Origin of the sequence: Paraburkholderia strydomiana, from assembly GCF_031456815.1 — a bacterium.
Classification (GTDB): Bacteria; Pseudomonadota; Gammaproteobacteria; order Burkholderiales; family Burkholderiaceae; genus Paraburkholderia; species Paraburkholderia caledonica.
Genome location: NZ_JAVDVL010000003.1, coordinates 1 through 14,846 on the forward strand (window position 1 = coordinate 1; position 14,846 = coordinate 14,846).

At 62.3% G+C, this 14,846-nt stretch carries 14 protein-coding genes; 2 read left to right on the forward strand and 12 right to left on the reverse strand.

Annotation, left to right across the window (positions count from 1 at the left end; translation table 11 throughout):
* Positions 1-282: 282 nt before the first annotated feature.
* The 9 genes from J2W46_RS09570 to J2W46_RS09610 all read right to left on the reverse strand — a co-directional run bounded on the left by J2W46_RS09570 (position 283) and on the right by J2W46_RS09610 (position 9,889).
* Positions 283-843: a phosphonate degradation HD-domain oxygenase gene (locus tag J2W46_RS09570; RefSeq protein ID WP_310353117.1), complete on the reverse strand. Its 561-nt coding sequence runs from the start codon at positions 841-843 to the stop codon at positions 283-285.
* A gap of 4 nt (positions 844-847) precedes the next feature.
* Positions 848-2,299, reverse strand: coding sequence for a phosphonoacetaldehyde dehydrogenase (gene phnY / locus J2W46_RS09575; RefSeq protein WP_204522802.1), 1,452 nt, complete (start codon positions 2,297-2,299; stop codon positions 848-850).
* A complete protein-coding gene (gene phnA, locus J2W46_RS09580; protein ID WP_310353121.1) occupies positions 2,296-3,573 on the reverse strand; it encodes a phosphonoacetate hydrolase in 1,278 nt (425 codons plus the stop codon). Before phnA ends, phnY begins: the two co-directional genes overlap by 4 nt.
* Positions 3,574-3,670: 97 nt before the next feature.
* Positions 3,671-4,417, reverse strand: a complete 747-nt coding sequence (locus J2W46_RS09585) for a phosphonate utilization associated transcriptional regulator (RefSeq protein ID WP_310353125.1) — start codon at positions 4,415-4,417, stop codon at positions 3,671-3,673.
* 85 nt (positions 4,418-4,502) lie between these two features.
* The gene (phnV, locus tag J2W46_RS09590; protein ID WP_087754299.1) at positions 4,503-5,366 is read right to left on the reverse strand and encodes a 2-aminoethylphosphonate ABC transport system, membrane component PhnV; all 864 of its coding nucleotides are present in this window, start codon (positions 5,364-5,366) and stop codon (positions 4,503-4,505) included.
* Entirely contained in the window at positions 5,356-6,303 is a 948-nt protein-coding gene (gene phnU, locus J2W46_RS09595; RefSeq protein WP_214876653.1) for a 2-aminoethylphosphonate ABC transporter permease subunit, read from the reverse strand. Before phnU ends, phnV begins: the two co-directional genes overlap by 11 nt.
* On the reverse strand, positions 6,281-7,381 hold the full coding sequence (gene phnT / locus J2W46_RS09600) for a 2-aminoethylphosphonate ABC transport system ATP-binding subunit PhnT (RefSeq protein WP_087754394.1): 1,101 nt from the start codon (positions 7,379-7,381) through the stop codon (positions 6,281-6,283). The genes phnU and phnT overlap by 23 nt, the downstream gene beginning before the upstream one ends.
* Before the next feature lie 114 nt (positions 7,382-7,495).
* A complete protein-coding gene (gene phnS, locus J2W46_RS09605) occupies positions 7,496-8,584 on the reverse strand; it encodes a 2-aminoethylphosphonate ABC transporter substrate-binding protein (RefSeq protein WP_310353130.1) in 1,089 nt (362 codons plus the stop codon).
* Positions 8,585-9,133: 549 nt separating this feature from the next.
* On the reverse strand, positions 9,134-9,889 hold the full coding sequence (locus J2W46_RS09610) for a DeoR/GlpR family DNA-binding transcription regulator (protein ID WP_027779716.1): 756 nt from the start codon (positions 9,887-9,889) through the stop codon (positions 9,134-9,136).
* Positions 9,890-10,326: 437 nt separating this feature from the next.
* Here J2W46_RS09610 and J2W46_RS09615 point away from each other — a divergent pair, with 437 nt between their 5' ends.
* Entirely contained in the window at positions 10,327-10,536 is a 210-nt protein-coding gene (locus J2W46_RS09615) for a hypothetical protein (RefSeq protein WP_310353132.1), read from the forward strand.
* Positions 10,537-10,649: 113 nt separating this feature from the next.
* Here J2W46_RS09615 and J2W46_RS09620 read toward each other — a convergent pair whose 3' ends face one another.
* Together J2W46_RS09620 and J2W46_RS09625 are read right to left on the reverse strand one after the other, a co-directional pair.
* The gene (locus tag J2W46_RS09620) at positions 10,650-11,495 is read right to left on the reverse strand and encodes a helix-turn-helix domain-containing protein (protein ID WP_310353135.1); all 846 of its coding nucleotides are present in this window, start codon (positions 11,493-11,495) and stop codon (positions 10,650-10,652) included.
* A gap of 35 nt (positions 11,496-11,530) precedes the next feature.
* Entirely contained in the window at positions 11,531-12,088 is a 558-nt protein-coding gene (locus tag J2W46_RS09625; protein WP_131320813.1) for a carboxymuconolactone decarboxylase family protein, read from the reverse strand.
* 284 nt (positions 12,089-12,372) lie between these two features.
* Here J2W46_RS09625 and J2W46_RS09630 point away from each other — a divergent pair, with 284 nt between their 5' ends.
* Positions 12,373-13,545 carry a TIGR03118 family protein gene (locus tag J2W46_RS09630; protein ID WP_310353138.1) on the forward strand — a complete coding sequence of 391 codons (1,173 nt, stop codon included), beginning with the start codon at positions 12,373-12,375 and terminating at the stop codon, positions 13,543-13,545.
* A 169-nt stretch (positions 13,546-13,714) separates the two neighbouring features.
* On the opposite strand, the gene J2W46_RS09635 is transcribed toward J2W46_RS09630, so the two are convergent.
* Positions 13,715-14,818: a GlxA family transcriptional regulator gene (locus J2W46_RS09635; RefSeq protein WP_310353139.1), complete on the reverse strand. Its 1,104-nt coding sequence runs from the start codon at positions 14,816-14,818 to the stop codon at positions 13,715-13,717.
* Between the last annotated feature and the right edge of the window lie 28 nt (positions 14,819-14,846).

Below are 14,846 nucleotides of genomic sequence, written 5' to 3' on the forward strand. Positions count from 1 at the left end.
CACCACCCGGCACCGCTTCGTTCTGCGTCGCTGCATCTGCAGCAGAGAAACGAGATTATGAAGAACTCCGGCTGCGCCGTCAACAGGTTTCTGTTGCTGCCTGAACCTGCTGCCACCGCTCGAAGCCTTGCCACTACTGGCTTTCCCGCTTCCCGTGCCCCGGCGTCCGGAGCACGAAAGAGCGAGATTTTAGCGAGCCGGCCAGCGCCTTGCAAGCGTTATTTCGACACACGGAAATTGCGCAAGAAGCAGCGCCAGGACAACGACATAGACAAGCCAGAACTACACCATCGCGCTCTTACGCATCACGCGCTCCACCACGTCGAGGTAGTGATCTAGACCCGGCGTGACGCGGTGTTCTTCTTTCGCGCGGTCATCCCACTTGCGCAGCCGGAGCGCGTCCTGCGCGTACGGCTTCTGCAGAAATCTCTGCGCTTCCTCGCTGCCGAAGATGCCGCCTTGCAGACCCAGGCTCCGCACCGAATCGGCGGAAAGCTGATCGAAATAGCCTTGGTCGATCGCGCAAAGGCAGCGCTTTGCGTCGACGTGCAAACGAATCGGCTCCAATACCGCATCGGGCAACACCGGCCGCAAGAACGGCAGCGCAAAGTACTGGTGCAGATCGTCGATGCCCCGCTCCGTCGGCGTCGCGCCCTGAAGATTCAGCAGATGCCCGAGATCGTGCAAAAACGAAGCGGCGACGAGTTCGTCGCCGGCACCCGCTTCTTCAGCCAGCGCGCCGCTCTGCAATGCGTGCTGAAGCTGCGTCACCGGTTCGCCGCTATAAGCGATGTCACCGTATTGCTCGAACAGCGAACGGATGTCCGTCACACTCAATGCCACGCTATTACTCCCACGGTAACGAAAAAGTCTTGAGGTTAGTGAAGCTTTTCATCGCTTCCTGAACGCCTTCCTTGTAGCCGAGCCCGGAGTCTTTGATACCGCCAAACGGCGTCAACTCTGTCCGATAGCCAGGCACTTCCCACACGTTGACCGTCCCCACTCGCAGTTCGTTGATGAACCGCGTGATCGCGTCCTGCCGGTTCGTGCATACACCTGAAGACAACCCGAAGCATGTGCCGTTGCTGATACGTATCGCGTCGTCGAGCGTGTCGAAGCTGATGATCGGCGACACCGGCCCAAAGGTCTCCTCTCGCACGAGGGTCATGTCCGGCTCCACGCCGTCGAGCACCGTAGGCGAATACAGCGCGCCATTGCGTCGATTGCCGATACGTAAGCGCGCGCCGCCGGCAATCGCCTCATTCACGCGCGCCTCGAACAGCTGCGCCGCGGCGACGTCGATAACCGTGCCCATCTGATTGGCCGCATCGAATGGATCGCCGAAAGTCCAGGCCCGCGTCTTCTCGACGACCAGGTCGGCGAAATCGGCGGCGACGCGCTTTTGCACGAGCATCCGCTTGACCGCCGTGCAGCGCTGCCCGGAGTTCTTGTACGAGCCATGCACCGCGAGCGTCGCCGCGCGCTCGAGATCGGCGTCCTCGAGCACGATGAGCGGATCGTTGCCGCCTAGCTCGAGCACGACGCGGCGGTACGCCGCCTTTGCCGCGATGTACTTGCCAATCGCCACGCCGCCCGTGAACGAGACGAGTTCAGCCAACGGGTGCGTGATAAGTTCATCGGCGATTTCGCGCGGGTCGCCGGTCAGCACTTGCAGCATGGGCGCCGGCAAGCCGGCTTCGTAGAGAATGTCGGCGAGATAAAGCGCCGACAGCGGCACTTTCTCGGACGGCTTCAGCACCACGCGATTGTTCGTCGCGATTGCCGGCGCAACCTTATGCGCAACCTGGTTCATCGGATGGTTGAACGGGGTAATCGCGACGATCACGCCCGCAAGCGGCTCGCGCTGCGAAAACACGCGTCGCCGCTTGCCATGCGGCGTCAGATCGCACGAGAAACTTTGCCCGTCGTCACGCAATGCTTCGATTGCTGCAAACCTGAACACGTCGGCCACACGACCGATTTCATACCGCGAGTCCTGCTTCGACAAACCCGATTCGAGCGAGATCAGATCCGACGCCTCTTCGGTCCTGTCACGCAACAACGCGGCCGCGCGTTCGAGAATCTGCGAGCGCTCATAACGCGTGAGCTTTGCCTGATAAGCAGCGGCGTATTCAAATGCGGCGCGCACATCATCGACGCTCGCAAGCGCGACCGTGCCCACGCGCGTACCCGTATACGGATCGACTACATCGAGCGAGCGTGGACGCGCCGCGCGCTCGCCTTCGAGCCGCAGCGCTTCCGCGCGGAACGCCGGATGGTCCCGCAGCGTCGCGTTCATGATGCCGACACGCGGTTCAACGCGACGTCGAAGATATCGAAATTGCGCAGTCTCTTTTCGTTCCCCGCGCCCGGCAATCCGTCGACACGCCGGTTGAAAAGGAGCGGCACTTCCTGTTCGGACAAGCCGCCGTGCGAGCGCAACGGCACCGTAAGCCCCGACAGATCGTGCTCGTCGCGGCGAGTACCGAGCACCACATGCTTCGTGCCGATCACGACGATATCGCCGACGCGGTCATTCGGCAGCTCGAAGCGCTCGCACGCCGTGTGATTATCAAGCGCAATTTCGACGCCCTGCAGCCCGCGAATCCGCTCGATCACCTGCGCGACATCGACATCGCGCGGCAAATAAACTGTCGCAAAAGAACCGAGCGCGCCGTGATGCACCACATACGGGTCCGTGATCGGCAAGATCACGCGCGCCTTTCGCGCGCCGAGCCATTCGTCGAGCAGGTCTTGCAGATAGATCACGTTGGGCTCGCCGCTTTGCGGATCGTGCTTCGCGTTCATGCCGTGATCGGCGGTGAGCCCGATCACCCAGCCGAGCGCGTCGAGCTTCGCCAGATAGCCGTCCATCATCGCGTAGAACGCGTTCGCGCCTTCGGTGCCCGGCGCCCATTTGTGCTGTATGTAGTCGGTCGTGGACAGATACATCAGGTCGAGCTCGCGAGTTTGCGCGAGCCGCACGCCGGCAGCGAACACGAATTCCGAAAGCGCCGCGCTGTACACGTCGGGAAGCGGCAAGCCGACCAGTTCCCGTACTTCGTCGATGCCGTTTTCCTCGCGCGTCACCGTGTCCGCTTTTTCCGCGGAAAAGCAGATGCCGTTCAGCTGCCAGCCCAACAGCCGGCGCAACTTGTCTTTAGCGGTGACGACCGCGACGCGCGCGCCCGCTTCGGCTGCCGCGGCCAGCAAGGTGCCGGCACGCAGATAGGCTGGGTCGTTCATCATCACTTCCGCACCCGCGCCGCCATTCGCATTCGGGTCCCAGAAGTAATTCCCGCAGATGCCGTGCACCGACGGCGGCACACCGCAGACGATCGACAGATTGTTCGGGTTGGTGAACGAGGGAATTACGCAATCGCCCTTGAAGGCCGCGCCGCCCTTGAGCATCTTGCCGATGAACGGCGCAACGCCCGCCGCGACCGCAGCTTCCAGATAATCGAACTCGCAGCCGTCGACGCAGATCACAACCGTCGGCTGCTCAGGCAGCCGGTAGCCGCGACCGTTGACCTCGACCGTGCGTTGCTTCGCGTTTTCGTTTGCGCTTGCCATTGTTCCCGTCCCTGCGTGCTACGCACGCGTCCTCAAGCCAATGCGTGACGACAACGCGATCGCTGCAGTCGCCCTGCAGTCGCCCTGCAGTCGTCGTTCAGTCGCCCGCAGCAGACGCGCCGCGCGCCGTTCCCAACTGCCCGGCCGCCACGCCGCCTCCCTCGCACGCCTCGTGCGCGCGCTGCAAGCCGCCGTTCACGTGCGCGTGCATCAGCGCCGCGGCATGCGCGGCATCGCGCGAAGCGAGCGCGGTCAGAATCGCGCGATGTTCCGCTAGCGAGCGCTCCATCGCATCGGCATGCACCACCAGTGCCGCGCGCCGAAAAAGACTCAACTCGCTCACCAGCCTTCGATACGTCTCGTACAACTTCACATTGCCCGCCGCCGCCACGATCGCGTCATGAAACGCGACGTTGGCCCGCGCGTACGCATCGTGATCTTGCGCACCGAGCGCCGCGCGCATGGCATCGAGCCAATCGCGCAGCACCGCCAGCTGACTCGCGTCGATGTTCGCGGCCAACATCCGGCACGCCGCCTCTTCGAGCACCGCGCGCACCGCGTAAATCTCGTCGGCTTCGGCGAGTGACACCGTCCGCACGAACACGCCGCGATTCTTCTCGGTGCGCACGAGCCCGGCCTGCTCGAGCGCGCGGAACGCCTCGCGAACCGGCCCGCGCGACACCTGAAGGCGCGCCGCCCAGTCTGCTTCGTTGAGTTTGGCGCCCGGCGCCAGTTCGCCTTCGACGATGTGCCTTTCGATCTCGTCGCGAACCAGTGTCGTCAGCGAATGCCTGCGCACAACCTCAATCGGATCGACAGAAGCAGTTTGCATATATTCGGTCATTTTGACAAATTTCGCCACATCGAAAGTATGTGGAATGTCTGCGCGCCGCACGACGCGCCACCAGGGAAACGAGGAAAACGCAGGTTCAGTCGATCCGACGGCGCGGCACACGGGCCGCAATCAGCAGCAGCGCGGCGAGCGAGACGAGCAGCAGAATCAGCGACAGCGCGGAGGCAGGCAGGTAGTAGCCCCGCTCCACCTGACCGACCACGACGATCGGCACCGTCGCAAAACCGGGCGGATAAACGGTGAGGGTCGCGCCCAGTTCGCCGAGCGACAGCGCGAACCCGAGCGCGAGACTCGCGCGGATCGCTGGCACGAGTTGCGGCAGCACGACGCGGCGCAGCACCATCGACGGAGGCGCACCGAGGCTCGCGGCCGCTTCGCGCAGAATCGTCAGTTCAGGGCGCAACGCCGCCGCCGCGCACCGGTAGCAGAACGGCAGCACGAGCGCGAGTTGAACAAAGACGACGATCGCCGCGGAACTCGACAGGTCCACCGGCCGCTTGTGATAGGCGATCAGTACCGCGAGACCGAGCACCACGCTCGGCACGCCGTTGGGCATCATGGCGATGGTGTCGACGAACGCGCCGAGTCCGCGCCGGTCTCGTCCTTCGAGCGCGAGCGCAAGCCACAACCCGAGGATCGTGCCGAGCACGGCGACACCCATGCCGATCTCGAGACTCGTTGTGAGCGCGTCGAAGTCGCTGGAGCCGAGCCGCTCGAACCAGCGCGTGCTGAAGCCGGCCGGCAGAATCGTGCCGGACCAGTGCGCCGCCACGCTCGACAAGCCGACCACGATCACGGGCAACACGAAAAGCCAGAAGCACAACAGCGCGGCAAAACCGAGAAACAGGCCGCCGAGCATCCGCACGAACAAACTCCGGCGCACCGGGCGCGCCTTCTTGTGCATGACCGGCAGCACGGTCGGGTCGAGTTCAACGGCCATGGCCCGCTCCTTTTACCTTGCGACGGTTGACCTGGCGATACAACGCGTACAGCGACAAGGACATGATCAGCATGACGACCGCGCCGGCTGCCGCCGTCGGCAGATCGAGGTCGACAGTGGCCGAACTGTAAATGGCGACCGGCAACGTGATCAGATGCGCGCTGCCAAGCACGAGCAAAATGCCGAACTCGTTGAGTGTCAGCAGAAAGCACAGGATCGTGCCTGCAGCGATACCCGGCCACGCAAGCGGCACGATTACCTTGAATGCGACCATCCAGCCGCTAGCGCCGAGACTTCTGGCGGCTTCGATCAGACGCATGTCGAGCGTGGCGAACGAAGCCAGAGTGGGCCTCACGACGAACGGCGCGTAGAACACGACCTCGGCGAGAATCACGCCGCCCACGCCGAACAGGAAATCGAGCGGCGGCGCCTCCAGATGAAAGAGCCGCTGCAAGCCGATGCTGACCGAGCCCTGCGAGCCGTACAGAAAAATCAGCGTGAAGGCGACGAGAAACGACGGGAACGCGACGAACAGTTCGAGAAACCGCGTAACCATGCGCGCGCCCGGAAATGGCTTGAAAAACAGCAACGACGCCAGTGCGACGCCGAGCAGCGATGCAAGTCCGGCGCTCGCGAACAGAATCCACAGCGTCGTGCCGATCACGCCGCGTGTCTCGGGATTGCCGAAGAACGCCGCATACGCCTGCAGGCCGATGCCATGCGGCCCGCTCAGGCTCAGCAACACGAGGCGCACGAGCGGGTAAATGACGAGCGGCCCGAGCACGACCACCGCGATGAACAGGAGATGCCATTGCGCCATGCGCTCGCGGCGTTTTACCGCGGCCCGATGCAAAGCGGCGCTCGCGCTGCGGCGGGCGTCGGCTGCCGACGAGGCGGGAAGCGGATTCGACGCCTCAGGGGTGGATAAGGACGACATCGTCAGCCTCGTAACGCAGGGAAACGCGCGCGCCTTTCTCCGGCATCATGCCGTGGCCGCGCTGCATGGTGACGAGGAGCGGTTCATTCGGCATCGCGTCCAAAGCGACCGACACCGACAATACCGCGCCATACCATTCGACGGATGTTATTGCGCCGTGCAACTGCCCTTCTCCAAGCGGCACGATGCGCAGCGCTTCCGGCCGCAGACAGGCGACCCGCTCGCGTTCGTTGTAGCGCGCGTCGTCCATGCCGAAAGCGACTTGCGGCGGCAGCAGATTCGCCGTACCGAGATAGCGCGCGACAAAGCCGTCGTTCGGCGCGTCGTACAACTGTTGCGGCGTGCCGAGCTGCGCGATACGGCCGTCGCGCATCAACAGCGTGCGATCCGACAGCACCAGCGCGTCATCCTGGTCGTGCGTCACGCAGACAATGGTCAGATTGGGCAGGCGCTCATGCAGCGCCTTCAGTTCGGAGCGCACCGACGCGCGCAGATTGGCATCGAGCGCGGAGAGCGGCTCGTCGAGCAACAGCACGTCCGGCTCGATCACGAGCGCACGTGCAAGAGCCACGCGCTGCTGCATGCCGCCGGAAAGCTGCGCGGGCATCACGTGCCCGGCGTCGCCGAGTTGCACGAGTTTCAGCACCTCGGCCACGCGTCGCGCGATGTCCTTCGCCGATATGCGCCGCGCCCGCAAGCCGAACGCGACGTTTTCGAATACCGACAGATGCGGAAACAGCGCGTAGCTCTGGAACAACAGGCCAAGGTTGCGCTTATGCGGCGGCACGTGCGTGAGATCGTGGCCCGCGACCGTGAGCGTGCCGGACAACCCGTCCGCCTCGATAAACCCGGCGATGAACCGCAGCAGCGTAGTCTTGCCGCAGCCGCTGCGGCCGAGCACGGTGAGCAGTTCGCCGCGCTGGATGGTCAACGACAGATCGTCGAGCACGGTGCGCGAGCCGAAGCGCACCGTCAGGTGATCGATCTGCACGCCGCCAGGCGCGTCCGAACGCGCGGCGCCGAGCGCGTCCAGCGAGGCGTCGAGCGCGCCTCGCCCAGCAAGACTGGCCGTATTCACCGGATTCATCCTCCAACAAGATTGATGCTCAGGCAGCGCGCCGGCGATCACACCGATCGCGAGAGCGCTGCGTGCTTCGACTGGGAAGCAAGACTGGAAAGCCTAAAAAGCGGCTTACTTCGGCTTGACGACTTCGATCTGCTTGCCCGACGAACCGATCACGTCGCTCTTCCAGCGCGCGGTCCAGTCGGCTTTCTTGGCCATCACGTGGTTCCAGTCCACCGGAATCAGCTTCACGCCCGCAATCGCCTGCTTGACGGTCTCGCCGTTCTTGCCGGCGAGCGGCACGTCGGTGCGGCCCGGAATGCCGAAGATGTCCGGCACCTTGGCCTGCACTTCCGTCGACATCAGATAGTCGATCAGCTTCTTGCCTTGCGCCTGGTTCGGACCGTTCTTGATGAGGCCGATTGCATACGGCAACTGGAACGTGGTCGGTTGTTCGCCCGGCGCGGCCGCGAGGAACACGGGCTTGAGCGACAGGCCGCCGTTGGCCGCGTCGTCCAGGTCCATCTGCAGATCGCCGTTCGCGAACGCGATTTCGTTGCGCGACAGCAGAACGTCGAGGTAACCCGTGCCCTTGGTGTGGAACTTGGCGCTTTGCTCCAGCTTCTTCAGATAGTCGAATGCCTTGTCCTCACCCATCAGCGATGACGTCAGGATGATCACGGCCATGCCGTCGCCCGCCGTCGCCGGGTTCGAGTAAGCGACCTTGCCACTGTAGTCCGGGTGCAGCAGATCGGCAAAAGTTTTCGGCTGGTTTTTCGTGACTTCCGGGTTGATCGCGAACGAGAAATAGTTGTTCACGAAGGTCGCCCACGAGCCGTTCGGCGCCTTGGCAATCGCCGGCACGTTCTTGTAGTTCGCGCTCTGGTATGCCTGAAGCAGACCGCTCTGATCCGCCTGCTGGATGAACGGCGGCAGCGTGACGATCACGTCCGCCTTCGGCTGGTCTTTTTCAATTGTCGCGCGGTTCACGACTTCCCCGCTGCCCGCGGTCACGACGTTGACTTTCACGCCCTCTTTCTTTTCGAAGGCCGGCAGCACGTCTTTATAGAGATTTTCCAGGCCGTCGGCGGTGTACAGCACCACCGCGTCGGCAGCCCGCGCCTGCATGGCCACGCCACCGAACATCGCGGCGGCGACCAGCGCCGGCAGAAGCTTACGTGCGAGGCCCGTGGTCTGAGGGGAGTTTGTCTTTGTCATGTCGCTTTCTCCGAAAGGCAAAAAAACCAGACGGTCGGGAAAACCCGATACCTGTTGTGATTGAACGGCGCGTGGTGCGCGCCGTTTGCGCTTTATTTGCTGCGTGCGTGTTGCTGATGTGCCGCTTATTTGCCGCTAATGTTCCGCTTACGTGCTGCTTGCGTGACTTGTTGCATGTTGCCGCAGCCGACTCCGATGCGATCGACTGATTGCAGATTGCCGACAACTTCGCGGCGTCTTCCAAGCGAGACTTACAAACCGTCTACCACGTTCGCGCTGCCTGCCATGCCTGTATGGGCACGGCAAGGATCACAGGTTTCGGTGACAACGCCATGACTATTCTGTCGAATTCCAAAAAATGACACAATTCGCCAATAATAGCCAAGCCGAACGAGGTAGCGGGAAGTTGCGTGAAGAGATTGACAGAACCGCTGCTGCATGACCGCTGATCGGGAATCGGATCATGCGGCTGCGCCCTACCAGCAGCAGTCGGCGCGACGCGTGTCGCAGCTTGACGCCGTACCACGCGCACCGGCCGCGCACGTGGACTCAGGCAATCACGATTTCCGGGCCATGGGCCGTAATCGCCTTGCCGATGGCGCGCTCGGGCGCCAGTTCGGTCACGAGATAACGCGCCGACTCGATGCCGTTGATCCGCACCGGTGTGACGCGGCCGAACTTCGAATGGTCGGCCACGACGACCACCGTGTCGGCGGCGGCGATCATGCGGCTGCGCACTTCGGCGGCCATACGGCTGTAGTCGGTGAGATAACCGTCCGGCGAAATGCCGCCTGCGCCGATGAATGCGAAGTCCGCGTGATATTGCGTGAGCTGGTGGACCGTGTCGAGCCCGAAGGTGGCGTCTTCGATATCGGACAGCTCGCCGCCCAATAGCGTGACGCGATTGTCGTTGCGCCGTCCGAGCAGCAGCGCGATGCGCCAGTCGTTGGTGTACACCGATAGACGGTGCCGGTCGAGTAAGGCTCGCGCGACCGCCTGCGTCGTGCTGCCGGAGTCGACGATCAGCGACGCGCCGTCGGGCACGAACTCGGCTGCACGCTCGCCGATCGCGCGCTTCGCGCCGGCGTTTGCCGCTTCACGCGTGTCGAGATCGGGCTCGCGCCGGTCGCTCGAAAGCGCGCCGCCATGGGTGGTGACGAGCAGGCCGCGTCCGGCAAGCGCGTTGAGGTCACGGCGAATGGTCTCGCGCGACACGTTCAGTTCGCGCACCAGCTCGGCGACTGACAGCGCGCCCGTTTTGGCGACTTGCGCCAAGATGTATTGGTGACGTTGTTCTGCGAGCATTCAGCGTTGTTCCTTCATCTTCCCGCGAGCGGTCGTCGCGCGGGGCATTTCTTCGTCAAGCCTTTTGCCATAACGGCTTTATGTATCTGCAAGCGGCGTCTGTGCAACTCCATGTTGCCGGGCTCGCACATTGGTAGATGTTTATCTGCGCATTGGTCCGCCCGCGACGCTGGCAAAGACCCGGCTTACACACAATGCATTCAACCGTGCCGCAATAGCTTTCGACGCCGGAATCATACACGGAGAGAAAATTGTGTGACGATTTCCTCACAGGCCGCATGGAACGCCTTCAATGCGACGCGAATGCCGCGTCTGGCACGCGCAATGCGCACAGTTGACTCCGGGTGTGTCTCGATGCGAGCAAGCGCGTCCATCAGTACGAAGTTCGCGCGTCCATCGCAAAGACATGATGGTTCTCTTCTTTTCCGGAGGTTGAAATGGCAACAGAAACTTACGCAGGCCGCACTCAGGACGATCGCGCCGCGGCGCGCAAAGGTGAACGCGTCCCTGCCCAGAAACAGCCGGGCGGCTCAATGGCAGTAGAAGGTACGAAACCGGACGCGTCGCACAGCAGCGGAGAGTTGTCCGAGGAAGGTAAGCGCGCCTGGCAACAAGGCAACACCATCGGCGGAAAGCCCGGGGCTTGATTGAGGTTGAGCTGGGTCGTGACAAGCGTCCCGCCCAGGCGGGACGCGGCGTTGCAGGCGGCAGGAACTGCTGGGACGATCGGCTCTCTGCCGCCTCTCCACCGCACACCGGCTCAACGTTGCTCCGAACGCCTGGCGAGCAACTTGAGGTGGCGCGCTTCGGTTTCGTCATCGGCGGGAAACATGCATTCCAGGCGTATCTCCTGCGCGGCAACGTTCTGCGGCGCACCAACGGTCGTGACCATCGAGAAATATCGAAGCACCGCGTCCCCGCTGATGAAGCCTAGCGGAATGACAGGAATCGTGGGCCCGGCGGACGGCGCATGATGCGTCTTCCAGTCACGCGGCACATCCGGATAGGCGAGCAGTTCGTCGAGCAGACGCCTCGTGCCGGCATCGACGACGTGACCAATCGACTCCCGATACACCCGCTGCAGCAAGCTTCGCGAGACCGTGTCCCAATCGGCCACGAATGGACGCATGCCCTGCGGGTCGAAGATCAGATGCAGCATATTGCGTGGACCTTTGCGCGAGGCCATGTCGATGAAACAGTCGAAGAAGCGCGGCGCCGCGTCGTTGGTCATCAGAACGTTCCAGTGGCGATCCATCACGATCGCCGGGAAAGGCTCATGCTGGCGAACGACGCGCTCCAACGCGGCGATCACACCGTTCATCTCCTGTGCGTTCCATGGCGTTTCCGAATACACCGGTGCATAGCCAGCCGCGAGCAACAGCGCGTTACGCTCGCGTAGCGGCACGTCGAGCGTCTGTGCAAGCGTCAGCAGCGTGTCCCGGCCCGGCACGCTGCGCCCGCTTTCGATAAAGCTGATCTGGCGCTGCGAAACGCCGGCTTCGAGCGACAGATCCAGTTGACTCACGCCACGCATATCGCGCCAATAGCGCAGCAAGTCGCCAAGCTCACTTTGCGGCGCTTTCGGATCGGGACTGCTCGCGTTCATCGGATTTCCCTGATCAAGATAAAGAACAAAATAATTCAGCGTGCGGGTGCAAGCCAGACGAATTCCTCGAACTGCGCTTCGAGCTGCGGCTGGGTGACGCTGCCCGTATAGTTTGTGATCGTCGATGCCGCAACCACCGCAATAACTTCGAGTATCTGCTCAGCACTGAACCCGGCTTCCAGGAAACTTGTCTGGTCCGATTCGCTCAGGTGGCCGCGCTTTTCTATCAGCGTGCGCGCCAATGCGGATAGCGCGGCCAGTTCGCCGTCATCAGGCAAGACACCGCGGCGGATTGCGTCTACGTCGGCGGCATTCACCCCTTCTTTCAACGCCAGCGCCGTGTGAAATGCGACGGCCCAGACACTTGCATTCGTTACGGCGTTGGTCAGCAACAGCGTCTGGATTTGCGGCTCGGTGAAACTGCTCGCATGCACGCGCTCGAACAGGCCGATAAAACCGTTGATCAGTACCGGCGATCGCGCCATCCTGGCCGCGATGTTCGGTATCAGGCCGAACGCCTGTTGCAATTGCTGGAGCACGGGCATTGATTCTGCCGGAGCGGATTCGATCGTGTATGTGGGAAAGCGGGACATGGTATCTCCTTGGCCTTGAGCGCAACCGGAATGGAAGCGCGACAGACACAGACTAGATGCCGCCGCTCATGGCGCCAATTACATCGCATGTAATCGCTGCGCTACATCGCAGCTCGTTGCCACGCGGCGAACCGGAGGCCAGCACGTGAACTCGTAGCCCGCTTTTATCTATCCAGTTCAGCCATAGAAAGTACTCGCAAATAAGTTCCCTCCACTGGAATAAACCCGATCGCCCTCTCGTTCATTGAGCGTTGTGACCTTTGGACGGAACAAGGAGTGCGGCCATGAAGTCTCTACTCGCAGCGTTCACCGTCGTAGCCTGCAGCGCAGCTATCGCGACACTCGCGTCATGCGGCGGCAGTTCCAGTTCTCCCAGTTCTGGGCCGCCTGCACAGTCGTCGTTCACCGCAAAGGCGCTCGTCTCGGATGGCGCCGTGTCGGCAGCACACACCGACGTCAATCTGAAGAATGCCTGGGGCGTGGCCTTTAATCCGAAAGGCTTCGTCTGGGTCGCCGACAACGGAACCAACCTTGCAACACTTTATGACGGCAACGGCGTGCCGCAATCGCTCGTCGTCACGATTCCCGACGGCAAGAACGGGACAGCGTCGCCAACAGGCATCGTATTTAACGGCACGCAAAGCTTCAACGTGACGCAAAACGGCAAGTCTGGCGTCGCCGCATTTATCTTCGTGGGCGAAGGCGGCACCGTCACAGCATGGGCGCCTGCGGTTGGGCCGACCAACGCCTTCGTCATGTACGACGACGGCACCGGCGGCGCCGTGTACAAGGGCCTCGCGCTCGCGGCCAACAACGGCAACAACTTCCTCTACGCGGCCGATTTCCATAACAACAAGATCGACGTCTTCGACACCAATTTTGCCAAGGTCGCCATGCCCGGCGCCTTTACGGATCCAGCCATTCCTGCCGGCTTTGCGCCGTTCGGCATCCAGTTGATCGGATCGAACCTGTTCGTCACCTACGCGAAGCAGGATGCCGAGAAACATGACGACGTCGCCGGAGCGGGACTCGGTATGGTGGACGTATTCGATACGGCAGGTAACCTCAAACAGCACTTTGCAACCGGCGGTGCGCTGAATGCACCATGGGGTATCGCGCAAGCGCCAAGCAATTTCGGCTCATTGAGCGGCGCGATATTGATCGGCAATTTCGGCGACGGCACGATTAACGCATTCAACGCATCGAGCGGCCAGTCGATGGGTGCCGTCAAGAGTTCGAACGGAAGTGCGATCGTCGAGCCGGGCTTGTGGGGCATTGCGTTCGGCAACGGGCTCAACAATCAGCCTGCTACTACGCTCTTCTTCGCGGCGGGGCCCAATGACGAAGCAAACGGCGTCTATGGAAGAATCGATCTGAATCCGGCATCGACCTCGAGTTCCCCCACGGGAACGAGCACAGGCACGAGTTCAAGCGGAGGGTCTAGCATCGGCATGTAGGTTCGAGGAGAAGGACGGCCGCTCATCCACAATGAGCGGTCGTATTGATTGAATAGTGTGAGGGCCGGAGTCTGTGACGCAACTTGCGATGACACCGCTGTTGCGTTCGAAACTGATCCGGCTCGCAGCAAGTGGAACCGGATCGTTGCCTCTTACGCAATGGCGATCTTCACTTGCCCCTCGCAGCACGTTCCTGTCCGGGTGTGGCGTCAAAGAGCTTCCGATAACACCGCCCCAGATGCGAGGCGCTTGCAAATCCGCACTGCATCGCAATGTCGAAAATGGAAAACGTCGATTCGTGCAGGAGCTTTTGCGCTGCCTTCAGGCGCACGCCCAGGTAGAACTGCGAGGGCCCCATGTCGAAGTGCTTGAGCCACATACGCTCGAACTGCCGAGGCGAAATGCCTACCAGCGAGGCGAGCGTCTGCACGGGAACGGGGCGCTCTATGTTCTGCTCCATCAGCGTAATTGCATTGACAATGCGCCGGTCCTCGATACCGTAACGCCACTGAATTGCCATCTTCTGGCTCTCCTGCGACGCGCGAATACGCGTATGCAGGAACTGGTCGGCGACATCGGCCGCAAGCCGATGGTTATGCGCGCGAGCGATCACATCCAGCATCAAGTCGATCGCGGCTGTGCCGCCGCCGCAGGTGAGCCGGTCGCCGTCGATACAGTAGAGGTCGCGCGTGACGGCCAGCGAGGGAAACTCGTCGGCGAGCGCTTTCAGCGCTTCCCAATGAATCGTGCAACGCCGCTTGTCAAGAAGCCCGGCGCGCGCCAGGATCATCGTCCCGAGGCTCACGCCGCCGAGCGGTTTGCCTGTCGCGGCATAGCGGCGCAAAAAGTCGAACACCCGCTCGTTGCGGTAGTTCTCCACATCGATACTCGCCACCACGAACAGTTGGTCTACGGCAATCGACGAGGTCATAGCCGATTCGGGCTGCAGTGAGAATCCTGAACTGGACGACACCGGCTCGCCGTCCGCGCTGATCAGATGCCAGCTGTACAGCGGCTTGCCGCTCACCCGGTTGGCCGCGCGCAGCGGCTCGCTCGCGGAACTGAGCGCCATCATCGAGAAGTTGGGTACCAGAAAAAAACCGATACGTTGCGTGTCGGGCCGCCGCTCCTGGCTCAAATCCGCCGAGCTTTCCGTCGCCGTGCTTTCCGCGTTCGCCGCGACGAGTGCACCCTCTCCCGCCGCTGGCCATTGCACCTGGCGCGCGGCGGCAGATTGCGGCGTCTCGTCGTTGATTTTGCTGCGCATGTTCATGCTGGATCGGTCAAGGTGGCGAAACTGT

Excerpts from the sequence above, each read along its gene's own strand:
- J2W46_RS09585 (WP_310353125.1), bottom strand. The coding sequence starts at position 4,417 with ATGACCGAATATATGCAAACTGCTTCTGTCGATCCGATTGAGGTTGTG.
- J2W46_RS09620 (WP_310353135.1), bottom strand. The coding sequence starts at position 11,495 with ATGAACGCGAGCAGTCCCGATCCGAAAGCGCCGCAAAGTGAGCTTGGC.
- J2W46_RS09625 (WP_131320813.1), bottom strand. The coding sequence starts at position 12,088 with ATGTCCCGCTTTCCCACATACACGATCGAATCCGCTCCGGCAGAATCA.
- J2W46_RS09630 (WP_310353138.1), top strand. The coding sequence starts at position 12,373 with ATGAAGTCTCTACTCGCAGCGTTCACCGTCGTAGCCTGCAGCGCAGCT.
- phnV (WP_087754299.1), bottom strand. The coding sequence starts at position 5,366 with ATGGCCGTTGAACTCGACCCGACCGTGCTGCCGGTCATGCACAAGAAG.
- phnU (WP_214876653.1), bottom strand. The coding sequence starts at position 6,303 with ATGTCGTCCTTATCCACCCCTGAGGCGTCGAATCCGCTTCCCGCCTCG.
- J2W46_RS09615 (WP_310353132.1), top strand. The coding sequence starts at position 10,327 with ATGGCAACAGAAACTTACGCAGGCCGCACTCAGGACGATCGCGCCGCG.
- phnA (WP_310353121.1), bottom strand. The coding sequence starts at position 3,573 with ATGGCAAGCGCAAACGAAAACGCGAAGCAACGCACGGTCGAGGTCAAC.
- phnS (WP_310353130.1), bottom strand. The coding sequence starts at position 8,584 with ATGACAAAGACAAACTCCCCTCAGACCACGGGCCTCGCACGTAAGCTT.
- phnY (WP_204522802.1), bottom strand. The coding sequence starts at position 2,299 with ATGAACGCGACGCTGCGGGACCATCCGGCGTTCCGCGCGGAAGCGCTG.
- J2W46_RS09635 (WP_310353139.1), bottom strand. The coding sequence starts at position 14,818 with ATGAACATGCGCAGCAAAATCAACGACGAGACGCCGCAATCTGCCGCC.
- J2W46_RS09610 (WP_027779716.1), bottom strand. The coding sequence starts at position 9,889 with ATGCTCGCAGAACAACGTCACCAATACATCTTGGCGCAAGTCGCCAAA.